The organism is Limnohabitans sp. TEGF003, from assembly GCF_055395455.1.
Window position 1 is genome coordinate 3,022,179 of record NZ_AP029225.1, and the last position, 16,866, is coordinate 3,039,044.

Sequence of the window (16,866 nt, forward strand, 5' to 3'; positions counted from 1 at the left end):
CCGGATCGCGCTGTACCGATTCATAACAACCGCCGCAGCGGGCGCAAACAAATGAGACTGCCCAATGAGCAATCAAGGCGACCGGGGAAACTGCTGCGGCCGTGGGACGTGGCGGCCACACCGCTGGAACTGGCGCTGGCCAGGGGCCACCGGTGGTTGGCAATGCTGGAGTACGGCAAGTTGAAAAACCTGACTGAAAATGTAGCGCTGGAGGGAGTCGACAACAGCTACGTCAGCCGGATGGTGAATTTGACTACGCTGGCACCGGACATCGTCGAGGCGATTTTGGAGGATACGCTGCCGGATCACCTGACGCTGTTTGATCTTGCGGTGGACCCGCCTGCGCTGTGGGAGGAGCAGCGGTTACGGATTTGGTGATACGGGACTGTAAAAGATAGTGATGGCGACTGACTCCATGACAGCGGGGTGTCTGTACAGCCAGCACCAGACCGCCCGATCATGTTCGCATAAGCACGGATCGCATACGCGGCATGTCGAGTGACCGGTATTTCAATTACAACGGTCCTCGTAGCTCCTCCCGCTTAAATGACCGGTAGTAATCGCCGCAACTATGACGTCCACTTACCGCGAGTGACTACAACCAGCCTAAATCACAGATTGATACAACAACAGCATCGTCCGCTTTTGGCCGAAAAGGGCACCTCGAAGTTGAATGAGCGCAGCGCCACGAGCGCCTGCTTACCGCTCCACCCAAGCCGAATACTCCAACGGCCGAATCCCAAACCGCACCGCATTGCCCGCATGCAGCGCCGCAAACTCGGCCAGCACCAGCGCGGTGAAATGCGCGTGCTCATCTGGCGGCACCGAGTCGGGCATCTTGCTTTTCACCGCCTGCTCGGTGGCGGCTTCGCCTTGGCGCACGATGGCCGCGACCACTTCGGCCAGGGCTTGCCGGTGGCGCAGCCTAAAGGTGTCCGGCGGCACCAGGGTCTGCTGGATCGCCACGTATTGCTGGCATGAGCGTTCATAGGCCCACACAAACACGTCGCGCAACAGCTCCACGCGGTTGAGTTCGTACACGCCCAGCATCGCGTTCACATAGGCTTGCTGCGGCACGTCGATGAAGGACAACGGGCAGAGGTTGTGGCGGATGAACGGGATGTTGGCGGCCAGGCGCGAGACGCGTTTGTTCACGTCTTCAAATGGCTGCAGGTAAGGCAGGTGCACCATCAAAAAGAAAGCCTGCTCAAACGGGTCGGCAATCTCGGCCGCCATTTGCACCACGATGCCCAGCAACTCTTCCAGCCGCTGGGGCAGCGCCAGCGGCAGGTAAACGCTGCCGCCGATCTCCACCGGGCGGCGGCGCACGCGGCCCACGGCGGTGGGGTCGGCCATCAGGCCGTCTGACAAAAAAGCGTGCAGCGCGATCACGGTGTCGGTCTGCACAAGCGCGTTGTCGGGGCTGAGCACCAGGTATTCGATGGCCTGTTTGTGGTTCAGGATCATCTGCGTTTCCAGCGCGTCCTTGCCTTCGGCGGCCTGGCCAAAGGCGATCAGCCGCTCGGTGTCCAAGCGGCTGTAGGTGTTGCCCTCGAGCTGCGACGAGGCCCAAGACAGGTCGATCAACAAGCGGTTGAGCATGTCCCGCGCAAAGGTGCCGGCGGGGGTTTGCGCGGCGGGCGAGCGGCCCATGGTGTGCAGCTGCTCGCGCAAGTCCTGCGGAAGGTACGCCGTGTGGTTAGGCTGGTATTGCTCCAGGAACGATGGCTGGTAAGCCACTGGGCGGCGCTGGTGGCGCGGCTGGGTGACGTAGGCGCGAACCTCAGCCCCAGCCGCGGACACGGGCATGTCATCGGGCGGCGGGGCTGTGCGCCAAGCGGCTTCGGGCTCTTGTGCGCGGATGGCGGCGGATGGCATGCGGCGGTAGCGCGCCGTGCGGCGATCGCCCAGCATCTCGATGCGTTGCTGCGCCACCAGCAAGGCCAGGCGCCGTTGCAGAGTGCGGCGGTGGATCGGGATGCCCAGCTGCTGCGCGATGGTGTCAATGCCCACGCCGTCAGGTGAGGTGCCAATGAGTTCGACCAAGCTGTCCAGCTCGTGGGTGGGAGTCAGGCGTGACATGCGGTGGGCTTTGAAGTGGCAGATGCTTAGCGACAAATAAGTGTCGCAAACCATTTTATGCGACACATGAAGTGTCGTAAAGACCTGTTTTACGCCGTTTTTACACCCTGATGTGCCTGCTCTTTTGTCGAAAAACCGGCGCAAGGCTGATGATGGATGGGCGGCACGCGCCCCAGCCCGAGTCTCGGACGCTACGTCCGATCGGGAAAAACGGCCATAGCAAAGGCACAATCGCCTGCTGAGGAGACCAGGTACAACATGAACGACAACACCTTCGACTACATCATCGTGGGCGGCGGCACGGCAGGCTGCCTGCTGGCCAACCGCTTGTCTGCCGACGCCAGCAAGCGCGTGCTGCTGATCGAGGCGGGCAAGAAAGACGATTACCACTGGATTCACATCCCGGTCGGCTACCTGTATTGCATCGGCAACCCCCGCACCGACTGGCTGTACCAAACCGAACCGGCCGATGGGCTCAATGGCCGCAGCCTGCGTTACCCGCGTGGCAAGGTGCTGGGCGGGTGCTCGAGCATCAACGGCATGATCTACATGCGCGGCCAGTCGCGTGATTACGACCAATGGGCGCAGATCACCGGCAATGACGCGTGGCGCTGGGACCAGACCCTGCCCTACTTCAAGCTGCACGAAGACCACTACAACGGGGCCAACGAATTTCACGGGGCTAAAGGGGCCAAGTCCGAGTTGCTGGCCCCTGCCGATTTGCCCAAGGGCAGTTATTTACACACCCTGCGCGGACGCAACACCGGCGGCGAATGGCGCATTGAAAAGCAGCGCCTGCGCTGGGATGTGCTGGACGCGTTCGCGCAAGCGGCGCAACAAGCGGGCATTCCCGCCACGGACGACTTCAACCGGGGCAACAACGAGGGCGTGAGCTATTTCGAGGTGAACCAGAAATCCGGCTGGCGCTGGAACACGGCCAAGGCTTTTCTGCGCCCCACTTGCTATGCACGTTCTAACTTCGAGTTGTGGAACAAGGCCCAAGTGGCCAAGCTGATCCTGGAAACCCAGCCCGACGGCAGCCAGCGTTGCACCGGGGTGCAAGTGTGGTCGGGTGTGGAGATGGTCGAAGTCAAAGCCACCCGCGAGGTGATCCTGAGCGCGGGCAGCATCGGCTCGGCGCAGATCCTGCAGCTGTCGGGCATCGGCCCTGGCGCTTTGCTGCAGGACAAAGGCGTCGAGGTCAAGCACGAGCTGCCCGGCGTGGGCGCCAACCTGCAAGACCATTTGCAGATCCGCTCGGTGTACAAGGTCAAGAACGCCAAAACCCTCAACACCCTGGCGGGCAGCCTGGTGGGCAAGGCCATGATCGGGCTGGAATACGCCTTCAAACGGACCGGCCCCATGAGCATGGCGCCCAGCCAGCTGGGCGCGTTCACCAAAAGCGACCCGTCGCAGCCGCACGCCAACATCCAGTACCACGTGCAGCCGCTGAGTCTGGACGCGTTTGGCGAGCCCCTGCACAGCTTCCCGGCGATCACTGCCAGCGTGTGCAACCTCAACCCGACCAGCCGGGGCACAGTGCAGATCAAGACCAACCAATTTGACGACGCACCCGCCATCGCACCCAATTACCTGGCCACCGAGGAGGACCGCAAGGTGGCCGCTGACAGCCTGCGGGTGACGCGGCGCATCATGGCCCAGCCCGCCATGGCACCTTTCGCACCCGAAGAGTTCAAACCCGGCGTGCAGTACCAAACCGACGAAGAACTGGCCAAGCTGGCCGGGGACATCGCCAGCACCATCTTCCACCCGGTGGGCACCACCCGCATGGGCCGCGAAGACGACCCGATGGCGGTGGTCAACCCACGCCTGCAAGTGCGCGGTGTGGCGGGCTTGCGCGTGGTCGATGCGGGCGTGATGCCCACCATCACCAGCGGCAACACCAACAGCCCAACGCTCATGATTGCCGAGAAAGCGGCGCAATGGATCGCCGAAGACGCCGCCCGCCAGGCCATTGCCTGAGCCTGAAAAGCATGCCAAACGACTCTTTTTCGTCAGTTCAAGGTCAGTTCTGGGCAGGGATTTCCCCAAAATGGGGAAATCCCTGAGTTCAGAGGCGCTCTGGGTCACTTACATTTCACTCACTCGATGCAAAGCAGTACTTGCATCCCGAGGGCCGAGGAGACAAACAAGCCCAAGAACTCGAACATGAACCAACATCCCAACGAGGTGTACTTTCCAAGCGTCGCGCAAGCGGCGCTTTTTTTTGCCTGTTCATTGGACTGCTCATCTTCCCCTTTGTGGGAGGCCCACAACAAAACACCCCACCTAGCCTGACCATGCCCACTGGCAACGCAATGCCACAATCAAGGCCATGGAATTACTGATTGTTTCGCTGGCCTCGCTGCTGGCTGGCCTGGTCGACGCCATTGTGGGCGGCGGCGGGCTGATCTTGCTGCCCGCCCTGTTTGCCACCTTCCCCGGGGCAGCGCCCGCCACCTTGTTTGGGACCAACAAAAGCGCCTCCATTTGGGGCACTGCCTTTGCCACCGTGCAATACAGCCGCAAGGTGGTCATGCCGTGGCGGTCCCTGCTGCCTGCTGCGGGTGCGGGTCTGCTGGGCTCTTTGGCCGGGGCCTGGGTGGTCACCCAGGTGGACCCGAGCCTGTTTCGCAAAATATTGCCCGTGCTGCTGGCGGCGCTGTTGCTGTACACCCTGGTCAAGAAAGACCTGGGCCGCAGCCATGCGCCACGCTTTGCCGGGGCACAAGAGGCCTGGATCGCAGCAGGCATTGGCCTGGTGATCGGGTTTTATGACGGTTTTTTTGGGCCGGGCACTGGCAGCTTTCTGGTGTTTGCCTATGTGCGGGTGCTGGGCTACGATTTTCTGAACGCCTCGGCTGCAGCCAAGATGATCAACGTGGCGACCAATTTGTCGGCACTCACATTGTTCACCCTCAAAGGCCATGTGTGGTGGCATCTGGCCCTGGCCATGGGTGCGGCCAACATTGTGGGCAGCCTCATTGGCACCCGGCTGGCCCTCAAGCACGGCGCGGGCTTTGTGCGCCATGTGTTCATTTTTGTGGTGCTGGCCCTGATCTGCAAAACCGCCTACGACACCTGGCTCAAAGCCTGAATCGACGGCGTCAGCGCAAACGCCACTTGATCTGTCCGGCGTACTGCGCCAGCGCCACACCCAGCAAGGTCACGCCCGCCCCGGCGATCTTGATCCAGGTGTAGTGCTCACCCGACAACGCCCAGGCAAACAGGCCCGCCATCGGGGGCATCAGGTACATCAGAGGGGCCGTGCGCGCCACGCCGCGCACATTGTTGATCCAGCCCCAGGCCAGCCAACCGGCAAAGGCCGACACCATGATCGACCAGAGCAGGCCCACCCAAGCCCAAAAATCCAGCACGGACCAAGGCGCATCCACGCCTGCCGGAACCGACAGCAGCATCACCGGCAGACCGCCGAGCAAGGTGGCGTAGCCCATGGTCAGCACCGGGCCGTGGCGTTGCATCACGGGCTTGACCGCCACGGTGTAATAAGAAAAGAGGCCCGCGGCCACCAGCAGCACCAGATCACCCCCTCCAGCGCGCCAGTTGCCACCCAACAGTTTGTCGGACAGGAACATCAAGACCCCGCCAAAAGCCAAGGACACCCCGGCCATCTGGGGCAGGCTCAAGCGCTCCAGGCCCTGCATGCGCAGGATCAACAGGGTGAAAATCGGCCCACAGGCCAGAATGACCGAGCTGGAAAACGCCGTGGACCAGTGGATGCCATAAGTCACCAGGCCCACATGCAGGGAGTGCCCAATGAAGCCCAGCCAGGCCATGTGTTGCCAGTCCTTGCGGGGCAAAGGCGGCAGCCAGACCCCAAAACGCCAGCGCATCAGGACCAGGGCACACAGCGGCATGATCAGGTAACGCGCCCACAGGAAACCACCCGGAGAAATCAGCCCAAACAGGTATTTCTGGAGTGTGAAATTACCGCCCCAGATGACGATCAGCACCAAGGCCACGAGCAAGGCGCGTTGGTCGTGTCGGTGGACAGGGGTGCGGTGGGGCATGCCGCGATTGTGGGGCCAACGATCAGCCCGGCTTGTCACGCTGGCAGCAAGCTGCCGCCGCACCTCTGGCAGACCGCCAAGCTGTCAATCCTCCAGCACCACCGGCACGCGCGGCGCCAGGGCGCACATCAATTCATAACCCACCGTACCAGCCGCTTGGGCCACCTCGTCGATGCCGAGCACCGCGCCCTGGGCCGACTGCCCCCACAGCGTGACGGTGCTGCCCACCCCGGCTTGGGGGAAACTGCTCAGGTCCACCGTCAGCATGTCCATGCTCACGCGGCCCACGGTGCGGCCGCGTGCGCCGTCCACCAGCACAGGTGTACCCGTGGGGCAGACGCGCGGGTAACCATCGGCATAACCGCAGGCCACCACGCCGATGCGCATGGGGCCATCGGCCACAAAGCTGGAGCCATAACCCACGCTGTCGCCCGCCTGCAAATCCTGCACGGCGATGATCCGGGCATTCAGACTCATGGCGGGCCGCAAACCCCAATGCGCGGCGCTGTGTTCCGGGAAATCCGGCGCGCTGCCATACACCGCGATGCCCGGGCGAATCCAGTCGGCCTTGACAGCGGCATCTTTCGCATGGCGCAAGGTGGCGGCGCTGTTGCTGACACTGCGCTCGCCCGGCAGGTCGCGGGTGGCCTCTTCAAAGCGGGCCATTTGTTCGGCAATGCCTTTGGGGCCGTCGGCGTCGCTGAAATGGGTCATGAGCGAGATTTCGTCCACCTGCGGCAGGGCGTTCAGCCGTGTCCAGGCCGAGCGAAAGCGCTGTGGGCTAAAACCCAAGCGGTTCATGCCCGAGTTCATCTTCAGGAAGACCCGGTGCGGCTCGTGGGTCTTGTGCAGCGCCAGCATGTCGATCTGCTCGTCGCAATGCACCGTGTGCCACAGGTGCAGGCGAGAGCACAGCTCCAGGTCTCGCGCCTCGAAAGCACCTTCGAGCAGCAAAATCGGGCCGCGCCAGCCCAAAGCCCGCACCCGTTCGGCCTCGGCCAGGTCCAAAAGCGCAAAACCATCGGCCCCACGCAGACCCTCAAACACCCGCTCGATGCCATGCCCGTAGGCATTGGCCTTGACCACGGCCCAGGCCTGGGCGTCGGGCGCGGCCTGGCGGGCCACGCCCAGGTTGTGGCGCAGCGCGGCGGTGTGGATGGTGGCTTGTATCGGGCGGGGCATGGGGTCTGAGGGCAAAAAGTGCGGGTCAAGTATGCCAGCTTGAGCGAGCGCCCAATCGGCCCCAAACCATCGGGTAAACACACCCTTTCCCCGCGCGGGAAGGGGCTTACAAATGATTTACACTGGCCCGCTGCCTGTTAACCCCGCGCATTCCGCCTGAGCTGTTCAGGCGCTGGCTGACCCTTGTAATCCATGGAAGTTTTTCAGTTTCTGATGCCCATCTTCACCGAATACGGCTATTTGGCTGTGTTTGTGATGCTGTTGATCTGCGGTTTCGGCGTTCCCGTTCCTGAAGACGTGACCTTGGTGACGGGTGGTGTGATTGCCGGTCTGGGCCATGCCGACGTGCACACCATGTTTGTTGTGGGCATGGCGGGCGTGATGATTGGCGACGGGCTGATGTTCACGCTGGGACGTCTTTATGGCCAGCGCATTTCCCGTTTGCCCGGGTTTCGCAAGATCCTGACCCCCGAGCGCTTTGCCAGCGCGCAAGACGCTTTCCACAAATACGGCAAATGGGTCATGTTCGTGGCCCGCTTTCTGCCCGGTCTGCGCACCCCGGTGTTCTTCTCGGCAGGCATGAGCCACCGTGTGAGCTTCGCCACCTGGTTCCTGATGGACGGCTTTGCCGCTCTGATCAGCGTGCCAATCTGGGTTTATCTGGGCTACTTTGGCGCACAGAACTGGGATTGGATGTTTGGCGTGCTGCGCCAGTTCCAGCATGGCATTTTTGCCCTGCTGGGCATCGGTGTGGTCTGGTTGGGTTGGCGCTGGTGGCGCAAACGCCAGACCACTGCAGCCGCCGACACCCCCAACGACCCGTCTTGACAAGCCCGGACATGGGCCCAGCCGCTCCCAAAAGCCTGGCCGTGGCCGGGCTCCTGCTCAACGCCTTTGTCTGGGGCGTGTGCTGGTGGCCCTTCAAACAACTCGAAGCCCAGGGCCTGCACCCGCTGTGGGCCACCGCGCTGGTCTACGCCTTTGTGTTCGTGTCCATCGCTCTGTGGTTGTGGCGCAGCGGGCAGCTGCTGAGCTGGCGAAAGCACCCCGGGCTGTGGCTTTTGTTGCTGGCCTCGGGCCTGACCAATGTGGGCTTCAACTGGGCCGTGACGGTGGGCGACGTGGTACGCGTGGTACTGCTGTTTTATTTGATGCCCGCCTGGTCGGTGCTGGTGGCCTGGTGGCTGCTGGATGAAAAGCCCACCCCCATGGCCTTGCTGCGCTTGCTGCTGGCGCTGGCCGGTTTGTTCATCGTGCTCAAAACCCCCGAGACCCCTTGGCCCGTGCCCGAGAGCCTGGCCGATGGCCTGGCCCTGATGGGCGGCCTGACGTTTGCCATCACCAACGCCTTGCTGCTCAAGCTCAAAGACACCCCCAGCGCCTCGCGCACCCTGGCCATGTTTGGCGGCGGTGCAGTCATGGCCACGCTGGCCGCCTTGGCGGGCCTGGCCACGGGCGTGGTGGCCGTGGGCGCGGCCCCTGCCTGGAGTTGGTTGCCGCTGGTGGCCCTGCTGAGCATCTCGTTTTTGTTGGGCAACCTCGCGCTGCAATACGGCGCCGCCCGCCTGGCCGCCCACACCACCGCGCTGGTCATGCTGTCCGAGGTGCTGTTTGCCAGCGTGTCCTCGGTCTTGCTGGGGGCGTCCAGCTGGGACAGCCGCACCCTGATCGGCGGTGCCTTGATCTTGCTGGCGGCCTTGCTGTCCATCGTCGGTCCGGGCCACAAGGCCAAGTGAATCGGCTGACACAGCCAGGGGCTGTCGCTGGCATGATGTCCTTTTGCCCACTTCCACCGGAAAGCACCCATGAGCCTGTACGACTTCGAAGCCCAAAGCATCGACCACCAAACCGTGCCCCTGTCGCGCTACAAGGGTCAGGTGATGCTGATCGTCAACACCGCCAGCGCCTGCGGCTTCACGCCCCAGTTCACCGGGCTGGAAAAGCTGCACCAGAAGTACAGCGCACAAGGCCTTGCCGTGCTCGGCTTTCCCTGCAACCAATTCGCCAGCCAAGACCCGGGCGACGACGCGCAAATTGCCAACTTTTGCCAAAAGAATTACGGCGTGAGCTTTCAGATGATGAGCAAGGTCAAGGTGAACGGCGACGAGGCGCACCCGCTGTACCAATGGCTCACCGCCGAAGCGCCCGGCATTCTGGGCAGCAAGGCCATCAAATGGAACTTCACCAAGTTTTTGGTGGGGCGCGATGGGCGGGTGATCAAGCGCTATGCGCCCCAGGACTCGCCGGAGAAGATCGCCAAGGACATTGAGGCGGCGCTGACAGCTTGACCGGCAGCGCGAGTCGAGCCTGCGCCATCCCTGGTCTGAACCTGTTCAGGCCTGCCAGGTCAGCACGGCCAACCACACCAACATGGCTGCGCCACCCCACACCAACACCCGCGTGCGCAGACGCAGCACTTCCACGGCGCTGACCAAGCGTGCATTCTGCTCGGCCAACTCGGCCAGGGTTTCGGTCAGCTCGCGTTGGGCCTGGGCCTGACGGTCGATCTCGCCTTGCGCGGCGATCAGGGCGTTTTTGAGTTCTCCCAAGCTGGGCACCGCACTGACTGGTGTCGTTGTGGCGGGGGTGCCTGCTTGACCGGGCGGCTGAGGGGGTTGGCGATCCATCAGCTTGCGTGCTGCTTTGAGCACCGAAGGCGCGTGTTCGATCACATCGCCCCAGGGAATCACTTTGAGCGCCATCAACCAAGGTATCGCCATCGTCTTGTCCTTTGTTTGCGCTTTGCAAGCGCGGTCTGCCATCTCAGCGTTCCATCCTACCCGGGTGGACATTTTGGCGTGCTCGGGCGCGGGCCTTGCCGGATGGGGGACAAGGACTTTGAACTTCGGTTGAATGCGCTCAAGGGGCCTGGATTTTTGAATTCATCCTTGAAATCTGAACGTCACACGTTAAATTTTCAAGGATGGTGGATCAGCAACAGCATTCCTGATGGTCTGAACGCCAATGCCAGGCACTGGCAGAGACCTTGTTCCCACCCACACCATTGGCCCTAGCGTGCGGTATCGCTTCTGCGCGGGATTTCATGGGGATTCCCATTGCTTACAGGCTTCATCAAGCCTTGCTCTAACGAAATTGCTGCCCACTTGGGCGCCAGATCCGATCGGAGTGGGGTTATTTCAATCTGTCCTTTTTCGTCCCCTTCTGGTCTCGCCCAGCCCTGTGCAGCGCCAAGTGTGATTCGCACAATGGCCACATGTTCAACACCTGCACCCGCACACCATGACCAGCCAAGCCACATCCCAAAAATCCGCCCTGCTCATCATCGATGTGCAGCAATCCTTTGAGCACATGCCGTATTGGCCTTCGGGTCATGCCTCGCCATTTCAGCAAGCGCTCCTGAAGCTGGAGGCGGGTTGCCGTCAGGCCGATGTACCGGTGGTGCATATTTTTCACATCGACAACGATGGCCCTTTTCGCGCCGACTCCGGCCTGATCCGCCCCATGAACTGGCTGCCGGGCCAGCCCGCCGCACGCTTTGACAAGCATGTGCACAACGCCTTCACCGACACCGGTCTCGATGTGTGGCTGCGCAGGCGCGGCGTGCAGCGCCTCATCATCAGCGGCATCCGCACCGAGCAGTGTTGCGAAACGACGGCACGGGTCGGCTCGGACCTGGGCTATGCGGTGGACTTTGTGTCCGAAGCGACGTTGACTTTCCCGATGACGCACAAAGGCAGCAGCCAGACCTTCAGCGCCCAAGCCATCACCACGCGCACCGAGCTGGTCTTGGCCGATCGCTTTGCGCGCATCGTGACCGTGGATACTTGCCTGTCCAGCCTTTGAACCGCCCGCCAGGAAACCCCATGCTCCAGCTACGCCCCAACTGTGAATGCTGCAACCGCGACCTGCCGCCTGCGGCACTGGATGCGCGGATTTGCTCGTTTGAATGCACCTTTTGCGCCGAGTGCGCCGACACGCGCTTGCAAGGCATCTGCCCCAATTGCGGCGGTGAACTGGTGCGCCGCCCGGTACGCCCGGCGGCCAAGCTGCTGAACAACCCGGCATCGACGGAGCGGGTGTTTAAACCACAAGGATGCAAGCCCGTAACAGCCGAAGGTAAAGCATGAGCACACTGCCCATGCGACCCAAAGACCTGGCACTGGCATTACTCGTCATCGGGGTGTGGGGCGTCAACTTTGCCGTCATCAAAATCGGCATCGTCGGCGTCCCGCCCCTGCTGCTGGGGGCATTGCGCTTCATGCTGGCGGCATTTCCGGCTTTGCTCTTGTTCAAGGCACCCCGCGTGCCGCTGCGCTGGTATCTGGCTTATGGGTTGACGATCTCGGTCGGTCAATTTGCGTTTTTGTTCAGCGCCATCCATGTGGGCATGCCCTCTGGCCTCGCTTCGCTGGTGCTGCAGTCGCAGTCGTTTTTTACGCTGCTGCTGGCCAGCTGGTGGCTGCATGAGCGCTGGCATGCGCATCAGTTGGCGGGCCTCTTGCTGGCGTTGGCCGGACTGGTGCTGATCGGTGTGGCGCATGGCGCAGTGGCGTCCGGGGCCAGTTTGCCCCTGCTGGGCTTTGGGCTCACGCTGCTGGCGGCGCTGTCATGGGCGTGCGGCAACATCGTCACACGGCTGGTGAGCCAATATGGCCCCATGAACCAACTGGCCTTTGTGGTCTGGGCCAGCCTGGTGCCACCGCTGCCGTTTTTAGGCTTGTCACTGTGGCTGGAGGGACCTGAGGCCATCGTCCAGGCACTCACGCATTTGACGCCAGGCACGCTCGCGGCGGTGGCCTACCTGGCCTGGATGGCGACTCTGCTGGGCTATGGGTTGTGGACCTATTTGATGAGCCGCTACCCCACCAACCGCGTGGCCCCCTTCACGCTGCTGGTGCCGCTGGTGGGCCTGAGCACCGGCTGGCTGGTCTTTGGCGAAACACTGGGGCCGCTGCACTGGGCCGGCGGGGCACTTCTGATGTTGGGCCTGCTCATGAACGTGTTTGGTCAACCTTTGTTGAAGCGCTGGGCATGCAAGCCCTGATCGTTTACCTGATCGTGACCCCGGGCGTGCTGCTGCTCGACTACGCCGGACCCGCAGAGGCACTGCGCATGGCGCGTGACATGGGTGCCCCGTTGGTGCTGCACACCTGTGGGCCACGCCCTGACGTGAACACTTCGCTGGGCACTCAGCTGACCGGTCTTGACCCCTTGCCCCAGCCGCTGCCGCCCAACAGCCTGGTGCTGATCACCGGCAACAGCCACGAGCGCGAAGACTATGCAACGCCCGCAGCCCAGCAAGTGGTGCGCTGGCTGCAAACCGCCATGCGGCCGGACACGCGATTGGGCAGCATCTGCTCGGGCGCGTTGCTGCTGGCTATGGCGGGCCAACTCAACGGCCTGCGCTGCACCACACACCACACGCTCCTTGATGATTTGCAAGCCTTGGCCCCCACGGCACAAGTGCAAGCCGACCGGATTTTTGTGGACGCCGGGCGAGTGCTGACCAGCGCAGGCATCACCACCGGCATCGATCTGGCGCTTTATATCGTTGAACAAGTGGCCGGTGCCGCGTTGGCGGCGCAAGTGGCGCGACGCTTGGTCATGTACACCCGCCGTGGCCCGAATGACCCGCAGCTGTCGCCCTGGCTGGCGCACCGCAATCACATGCACCCGGCGGTACACAGGGCGCAAGATGCCATCGCGCAAAGCCTGAGCCAAGACCCCGCCCACCGCTGGACGCTGCCCGAGCTGGCAGATATGGCCTGCGTGAGCCCACGGCATCTGTCGCGCTTGTTCATGCTGCACACCGGCATCAGCGTAGTGGACTACCAACAGCTACTGCGTATGACGCGGGCACGCGAACTGCTGACACAACAACCGGCGCTGACCCAGGAACAATTGGCCGAGGCCTGCGGCTTTGGCTCGGCGCGAGATTTCAGAAGGGTGTGGCAGCGGTGGGTGTCGATCAACACGCCATCCATGAACAGCTAATCAAAGTGTCGCCCCCTTAACTCAAGTCACGTCCACTGACTTTCGCGAGAGACGCCGCGCACGCTGGCGCACGGCTTCAATGTCTTGCTCCAGCGCATTCAGGTCTTGTGCAGGTGCCGCCACTTCGGGCAATGCAGCATGACGCCCCATGAGCCATAGCGCAGTGGCATAGACACCCATACCCACCGAAGGATCGCCCTTTTCCATGCGGATGAGCGTGGGCACCGACACGGCCATGCGGCTGGCCCAAGCGCGCAGGCTTTCCTTGCGGCGCTGACGGGCCAGCGCCAAGTTTTCACCCAAATCCCGCAGCGCTTTGGCGGCTGAAGCGGGCAGGTGGTCGGCAGCAAGAGAGGGCTTTGGCATAACACAAACTTTAACAGAAATTAAATTTTGTGCTTCTTTGTGTTCTTTGATGCTCAGCCGCTGATCGCCTCGTCCAACAATTCCACCCAATGCCGCACGGGCAGGCCGCTGCCGCTTTGCAGGTGGGTGATGCAGCCGATGTTGGCGCTCAGCACGCCTTGCGGCTCCAGCGCATTCAGGTGGCCCAGCTTGCGGTCGCGCAGCTGCTTGGACAGCTCGGGGTTGAGCACGCTGTAGGTGCCTGCCGAGCCGCAGCACAGGTGCGACTCGTTGGCCGTGACCTTGATCTGGAAACCCAGATCGCCCAAATGCTTTTCCACGCCGCCTTTGAGTTGTTGGCCGTGTTGCAGCGTGCAGGGCGGGTGGTAGGCCTGCAGGCCTGCGGCTTGCAGCGCTTCGGGCTTCAGCTTGGGTTTGAGCAGCGGCACCAGCTCGGGCAGCAGCTCGCTCAGATCGCGGGTCAGGGCGCCGATGCGGGCGGCTTTGTCGGCGTACACCGGGTCGTCTTTGAGTACATGGCCGTAGTCCTTGACCATGACGCCGCAGCCCGAGGCGTTCATCACGATGGCTTCGACCTCGCCGCTCTCCACCAGTGGCCACCAGGCGTCGATGTTGGCGCGCATGTGGTCTTTGCCGCCATCGTGGTCGTTCAGGTGGAACTTGACCGCGCCGCAGCAACCGGCCTTGGGCGCGGTCACCGCCTGAACACCGGCAGCGTCCAGCACGCGGGCGGTGGCGCTGTTGATGTTGGGGCTCATGCTCGGCTGCACACAACCGGCCAGCATCAGCACCTTGCGGGCGTGCTGGCGGGTGGGCCAGGCACCGGCGTCTTGCGGCGCAGGCACTTTGGCTTTTAGACTCTCAGGCAGCAGGCCGCGCACCATCTGGCCCATCTTCATGGCTGGGGCAAACAGGGGTGAAGGCAGGCCTTCTTTCAGCGCCCAGCGCACCAGCTTTTCGCTGGCGGGGCGCTCGACTTTGGCGTCCACCAGCTTGCGGCCGATGTCCACCAAGTGGCCGTATTGCACGCCGCTCGGGCAAGTGCTTTCGCAGTTGCGGCAAGTCAGGCACCGGTCCAGGTGCATCTGGGTTTTGCGGGTGGGCGTTTCGCCCTCCAGCACCTGCTTCATCAGGTAGATGCGGCCACGCGGGCCGTCGAGCTCGTCACCCAGCAACTGGTAGGTGGGGCAAGTGGCGGTGCAAAAACCGCAGTGCACGCACTTGCGCAAAATGGCTTCGGCCTCCAGGCCTTCGGGGGTGTTTTGGTATTCGGGGGCGAGGTGGGTTTGCATGGCGATTCGCCTCAGAGGGGGTGCAAGCGACCGGTGGCGAACACGCCTTTCGGATCGAACTGCTTTTGCAATTGCTGTTGAATGCGCGCTTGCACGGCGTCCAGCGGGGTGTTCACCCCGGCGACCTTGTCCACTTCGGCGTGGGCGACGCTGGCGCGGAACAAGGTGGCGTGGCCACCGACCGATTGCGCCAGTTCACGCAAAGCCACCGCCGCCGAGGCGGGTGCCCACAGCCAGCGCTGTGCACCTTGCCATTCGATGTACTGGGCATAAGGCAAATCCAGCAAAGGCGCCGTTTGCGGCACCGACAGACGCCACAGGCAGGCATCGGGGCTGGGTGGGTCAAAAAACGGCAGGGTCTGCTCACCACTGGCGCGCCAGTCCTGCGCGGCTTCGGCGTTGTCCATGGCCTGCACCTGCGCACCCAGGGCGACGGCATCGGCACTCATTTTGGCCATGGCCGACTGCACGGCCGCCACCGCACCCCGCAGACGCACAAACAAATAGTCGGCCACGGGTTGGGCCGTGGGGTCGCGCACCCAGGCGCTGGCGTTCAGGGGCAAGGGCTGACCGCCCCAGCGGTGCAGCAAATCCAGCGCCGGGCCTTGCGCCAAACCCGCCATCATCAAGGTGGCCTCGGCCGGGGCCACGGGCAAGACCTTCAGGCTGACCTCGGTGATCAGGCCCAGCGTGCCCCAACTGCCCGCCATCAGGCGGCTCACGTCGTAGCCGGCCACGTTTTTCATGACCTGACCGCCAAAGGTCAGGTGCTCGCCCAGACCGTTGATGAAACGCGCGCCCAGCACGTAGTCGCGCACAGCCCCAGCGGTGGCGCGGGCCGGGCCGCTCAGCCCTGCGGCCACCATGCCGCCCACCGTTGCACCATTTTCCGAGCCTTGGCCAAAATGCGGCGGCTCAAACGCGAGGCACTGGCCCTTTTCGGCCAATGCCGCTTCCAGCTCGGCCAAGGGCGTGCCGCAGCGCACCGTGACCACCAGCTCGCTGGGCTCGTAACTCACAATGCCCCGGTAGCCCCGGGTGTCGAGCACATCGCCCGTGAGGCTCTGGCCCCAAAAGTCTTTGCTGCCGCTGCCGCGCAAACGCAGCACGCGGCCGTCCGCACCCGCCTGGCGCACGGCGTCGATGAGGGAATTGAGTTGAGCTTCCATGGGCCAAGATGGTAACCCTCGGCCTCAGGGAACCGCGTGAATTTTTTGAACGAATGGGTTGTGGGAAATTGGGCGTATCAAAGTACCACCAAGTGCGCTGGGGTTGCGCCGCGCACTGCACTGATCGGAATTCGTTGATCCAGCGTCACCAGTCTGCCTTGGTTCTTGACGGCCAAGGCCAAGAGGTACAAATCCGTCAACTGCCTCGCGCTGTGAATGTGCCCATGTTGAAACTGCTGCGGATCCAAGAGGCTGATCTCATCGGACCAAAAAGCATGATGCGCCGTTCTTGTGGAGTTTTGCAACATGCTGACCAGCATGGGGATGGGTTGAGGGCTGCTGTAACCAGGCTGCCCCATGATGCGAAGGCACCCATTTTGGGTCAATGCACAGGTGGCCCAGCCATGTTGAATGTGGTTTTCAAACCATTGCGCGGCACGGACATGGTGGACATGATCGCGATCGTGCAAGGCAATCAGCACATTGACATCGAACAGCGCACGCATCAAACACCCTCGGCATCGCGCAATCGTTCGATCAGCTCATTGCTGATGACCGCACCCCGTGAAGGCAAGGGCTGAATGCCGTATTGGGCCAGGCGTTCTGACACCTGGGGCACGGCTTGAGCTGTTTGCGGCTGATAGGCCCCCACTGCAAATGCCTTTCGCGCCAAATCACTCATGACTTGTCCAATCGACTTTTTCTCTCTTTGGGCAATTTCTTTGGCTGCAAACAGCACGTCGTCCGCAATGTCCAGGGTGGTTCGCATCTCAGCTCCTGATGTCTTGA

General features: G+C 62.7%; 19 protein-coding genes. 10 read left to right on the forward strand and 9 right to left on the reverse strand.

Annotated elements, in window-relative coordinates:
* Positions 1–51: 51 nt before the first annotated feature.
* Positions 52–378: a LacI family transcriptional regulator gene (locus tag ACZ5RT_RS14405; RefSeq protein WP_194944739.1), complete on the forward strand. Its 327-nt coding sequence runs from the start codon at positions 52–54 to the stop codon at positions 376–378.
* 321 nt (positions 379–699) lie between these two features.
* On the opposite strand, the gene ACZ5RT_RS14410 is transcribed toward ACZ5RT_RS14405, so the two are convergent.
* On the reverse strand, positions 700–2,082 hold the full coding sequence (locus ACZ5RT_RS14410) for a Fic family protein (protein ID WP_464452911.1): 1,383 nt from the start codon (positions 2,080–2,082) through the stop codon (positions 700–702).
* Positions 2,083–2,340: 258 nt separating this feature from the next.
* On the opposite strand from ACZ5RT_RS14410, the gene ACZ5RT_RS14415 reads away from it, so the two are divergent.
* Both ACZ5RT_RS14415 and ACZ5RT_RS14420 read left to right on the forward strand, forming a co-directional pair.
* Positions 2,341–4,065, forward strand: a complete 1,725-nt coding sequence (locus ACZ5RT_RS14415) for a GMC family oxidoreductase (protein WP_464452912.1) — start codon at positions 2,341–2,343, stop codon at positions 4,063–4,065.
* Between the two features lie 352 nt (positions 4,066–4,417).
* A complete protein-coding gene (locus ACZ5RT_RS14420) occupies positions 4,418–5,179 on the forward strand; it encodes a sulfite exporter TauE/SafE family protein (protein WP_291925694.1) in 762 nt (253 codons plus the stop codon).
* A gap of 10 nt (positions 5,180–5,189) precedes the next feature.
* On the opposite strand, the gene ACZ5RT_RS14425 is transcribed toward ACZ5RT_RS14420, so the two are convergent.
* Together ACZ5RT_RS14425 and alr are read right to left on the reverse strand one after the other, a co-directional pair.
* A complete protein-coding gene (locus ACZ5RT_RS14425; RefSeq protein WP_416559785.1) occupies positions 5,190–6,113 on the reverse strand; it encodes a DMT family transporter in 924 nt (307 codons plus the stop codon).
* Between the two features lie 84 nt (positions 6,114–6,197).
* Complete coding sequence (gene alr, locus ACZ5RT_RS14430; protein ID WP_464452913.1) at positions 6,198–7,295, reverse strand: alanine racemase; 1,098 nt, start codon at positions 7,293–7,295, stop codon at positions 6,198–6,200.
* A gap of 192 nt (positions 7,296–7,487) precedes the next feature.
* On the opposite strand from alr, the gene ACZ5RT_RS14435 reads away from it, so the two are divergent.
* The 3 genes from ACZ5RT_RS14435 to ACZ5RT_RS14445 all read left to right on the forward strand — a co-directional run bounded on the left by ACZ5RT_RS14435 (position 7,488) and on the right by ACZ5RT_RS14445 (position 9,583).
* Complete coding sequence (locus ACZ5RT_RS14435) at positions 7,488–8,123, forward strand: DedA family protein (protein ID WP_464452914.1); 636 nt, start codon at positions 7,488–7,490, stop codon at positions 8,121–8,123.
* Between the two features lie 11 nt (positions 8,124–8,134).
* Positions 8,135–9,031 (forward strand): EamA family transporter, encoded by an 897-nt coding sequence (locus tag ACZ5RT_RS14440; protein WP_464452915.1) that lies wholly within the window; start codon positions 8,135–8,137, stop codon positions 9,029–9,031.
* Positions 9,032–9,100: 69 nt separating this feature from the next.
* The gene (locus ACZ5RT_RS14445; protein WP_464452916.1) at positions 9,101–9,583 is read left to right on the forward strand and encodes a glutathione peroxidase; all 483 of its coding nucleotides are present in this window, start codon (positions 9,101–9,103) and stop codon (positions 9,581–9,583) included.
* Between the two features lie 45 nt (positions 9,584–9,628).
* On the opposite strand, the gene ACZ5RT_RS14450 is transcribed toward ACZ5RT_RS14445, so the two are convergent.
* Positions 9,629–10,015: a hypothetical protein gene (locus tag ACZ5RT_RS14450; protein WP_464452917.1), complete on the reverse strand. Its 387-nt coding sequence runs from the start codon at positions 10,013–10,015 to the stop codon at positions 9,629–9,631.
* Positions 10,016–10,535: 520 nt separating this feature from the next.
* Between ACZ5RT_RS14450 and ACZ5RT_RS14455 the strand changes: the two genes are divergently transcribed.
* The 4 genes from ACZ5RT_RS14455 to ACZ5RT_RS14470 are packed head-to-tail and all read left to right on the forward strand — an operon-like array spanning position 10,536 to position 13,250.
* Positions 10,536–11,099 carry an isochorismatase family protein gene (locus tag ACZ5RT_RS14455; protein ID WP_464452918.1) on the forward strand — a complete coding sequence of 188 codons (564 nt, stop codon included), beginning with the start codon at positions 10,536–10,538 and terminating at the stop codon, positions 11,097–11,099.
* 20 nt (positions 11,100–11,119) lie between these two features.
* Entirely contained in the window at positions 11,120–11,383 is a 264-nt protein-coding gene (locus ACZ5RT_RS14460; RefSeq protein ID WP_422171662.1) for a DUF1272 domain-containing protein, read from the forward strand.
* Between the two features lie 11 nt (positions 11,384–11,394).
* Positions 11,395–12,300 (forward strand): EamA family transporter, encoded by a 906-nt coding sequence (locus tag ACZ5RT_RS14465; RefSeq protein WP_422171732.1) that lies wholly within the window; start codon positions 11,395–11,397, stop codon positions 12,298–12,300.
* Complete coding sequence (locus ACZ5RT_RS14470; protein WP_422171664.1) at positions 12,288–13,250, forward strand: GlxA family transcriptional regulator; 963 nt, start codon at positions 12,288–12,290, stop codon at positions 13,248–13,250. Before ACZ5RT_RS14465 ends, ACZ5RT_RS14470 begins: the two co-directional genes overlap by 13 nt.
* Positions 13,251–13,271: 21 nt before the next feature.
* Here the strand turns inward: ACZ5RT_RS14470 and ACZ5RT_RS14475 are convergent, their stop codons facing one another.
* The 5 genes from ACZ5RT_RS14475 to ACZ5RT_RS14495 all read right to left on the reverse strand — a co-directional run bounded on the left by ACZ5RT_RS14475 (position 13,272) and on the right by ACZ5RT_RS14495 (position 16,846).
* Positions 13,272–13,616 carry an XRE family transcriptional regulator gene (locus ACZ5RT_RS14475; protein ID WP_422171666.1) on the reverse strand — a complete coding sequence of 115 codons (345 nt, stop codon included), beginning with the start codon at positions 13,614–13,616 and terminating at the stop codon, positions 13,272–13,274.
* Between the two features lie 53 nt (positions 13,617–13,669).
* Entirely contained in the window at positions 13,670–14,908 is a 1,239-nt protein-coding gene (gene glcF / locus ACZ5RT_RS14480) for a glycolate oxidase subunit GlcF (RefSeq protein WP_464452919.1), read from the reverse strand.
* Positions 14,909–14,919: 11 nt separating this feature from the next.
* Positions 14,920–16,077 carry a glycolate oxidase subunit GlcE gene (gene glcE, locus ACZ5RT_RS14485; protein WP_464452920.1) on the reverse strand — a complete coding sequence of 386 codons (1,158 nt, stop codon included), beginning with the start codon at positions 16,075–16,077 and terminating at the stop codon, positions 14,920–14,922.
* Between the two features lie 77 nt (positions 16,078–16,154).
* Positions 16,155–16,583 carry a TA system VapC family ribonuclease toxin gene (locus tag ACZ5RT_RS14490; protein ID WP_291925673.1) on the reverse strand — a complete coding sequence of 143 codons (429 nt, stop codon included), beginning with the start codon at positions 16,581–16,583 and terminating at the stop codon, positions 16,155–16,157.
* On the reverse strand, positions 16,583–16,846 hold the full coding sequence (locus ACZ5RT_RS14495) for a hypothetical protein (RefSeq protein WP_422171672.1): 264 nt from the start codon (positions 16,844–16,846) through the stop codon (positions 16,583–16,585). The genes ACZ5RT_RS14490 and ACZ5RT_RS14495 overlap by 1 nt, the downstream gene beginning before the upstream one ends.
* Positions 16,847–16,866: the final 20 nt, after the last annotated feature.

Coding starts and splice junctions, on each gene's coding strand:
- ACZ5RT_RS14405 (WP_194944739.1), top strand. CDS start 52: ATGAGACTGCCCAATGAGCAATCAAGGCGACCGGGGAAACTGCTGCGG.
- ACZ5RT_RS14410 (WP_464452911.1), bottom strand. CDS start 2,082: ATGTCACGCCTGACTCCCACCCACGAGCTGGACAGCTTGGTCGAACTC.
- ACZ5RT_RS14415 (WP_464452912.1), top strand. CDS start 2,341: ATGAACGACAACACCTTCGACTACATCATCGTGGGCGGCGGCACGGCA.
- ACZ5RT_RS14420 (WP_291925694.1), top strand. CDS start 4,418: ATGGAATTACTGATTGTTTCGCTGGCCTCGCTGCTGGCTGGCCTGGTC.
- ACZ5RT_RS14425 (WP_416559785.1), bottom strand. CDS start 6,113: ATGCCCCACCGCACCCCTGTCCACCGACACGACCAACGCGCCTTGCTC.
- alr (WP_464452913.1), bottom strand. CDS start 7,295: ATGCCCCGCCCGATACAAGCCACCATCCACACCGCCGCGCTGCGCCAC.
- ACZ5RT_RS14435 (WP_464452914.1), top strand. CDS start 7,488: ATGGAAGTTTTTCAGTTTCTGATGCCCATCTTCACCGAATACGGCTAT.
- ACZ5RT_RS14440 (WP_464452915.1), top strand. CDS start 8,135: ATGGGCCCAGCCGCTCCCAAAAGCCTGGCCGTGGCCGGGCTCCTGCTC.
- ACZ5RT_RS14445 (WP_464452916.1), top strand. CDS start 9,101: ATGAGCCTGTACGACTTCGAAGCCCAAAGCATCGACCACCAAACCGTG.
- ACZ5RT_RS14450 (WP_464452917.1), bottom strand. CDS start 10,015: ATGGCGATACCTTGGTTGATGGCGCTCAAAGTGATTCCCTGGGGCGAT.
- ACZ5RT_RS14455 (WP_464452918.1), top strand. CDS start 10,536: ATGACCAGCCAAGCCACATCCCAAAAATCCGCCCTGCTCATCATCGAT.
- ACZ5RT_RS14460 (WP_422171662.1), top strand. CDS start 11,120: ATGCTCCAGCTACGCCCCAACTGTGAATGCTGCAACCGCGACCTGCCG.
- ACZ5RT_RS14465 (WP_422171732.1), top strand. CDS start 11,395: ATGCGACCCAAAGACCTGGCACTGGCATTACTCGTCATCGGGGTGTGG.
- ACZ5RT_RS14470 (WP_422171664.1), top strand. CDS start 12,288: ATGCAAGCCCTGATCGTTTACCTGATCGTGACCCCGGGCGTGCTGCTG.
- ACZ5RT_RS14475 (WP_422171666.1), bottom strand. CDS start 13,616: ATGCCAAAGCCCTCTCTTGCTGCCGACCACCTGCCCGCTTCAGCCGCC.
- glcF (WP_464452919.1), bottom strand. CDS start 14,908: ATGCAAACCCACCTCGCCCCCGAATACCAAAACACCCCCGAAGGCCTG.
- glcE (WP_464452920.1), bottom strand. CDS start 16,077: ATGGAAGCTCAACTCAATTCCCTCATCGACGCCGTGCGCCAGGCGGGT.
- ACZ5RT_RS14490 (WP_291925673.1), bottom strand. CDS start 16,583: ATGCGTGCGCTGTTCGATGTCAATGTGCTGATTGCCTTGCACGATCGC.
- ACZ5RT_RS14495 (WP_422171672.1), bottom strand. CDS start 16,846: ATGCGAACCACCCTGGACATTGCGGACGACGTGCTGTTTGCAGCCAAA.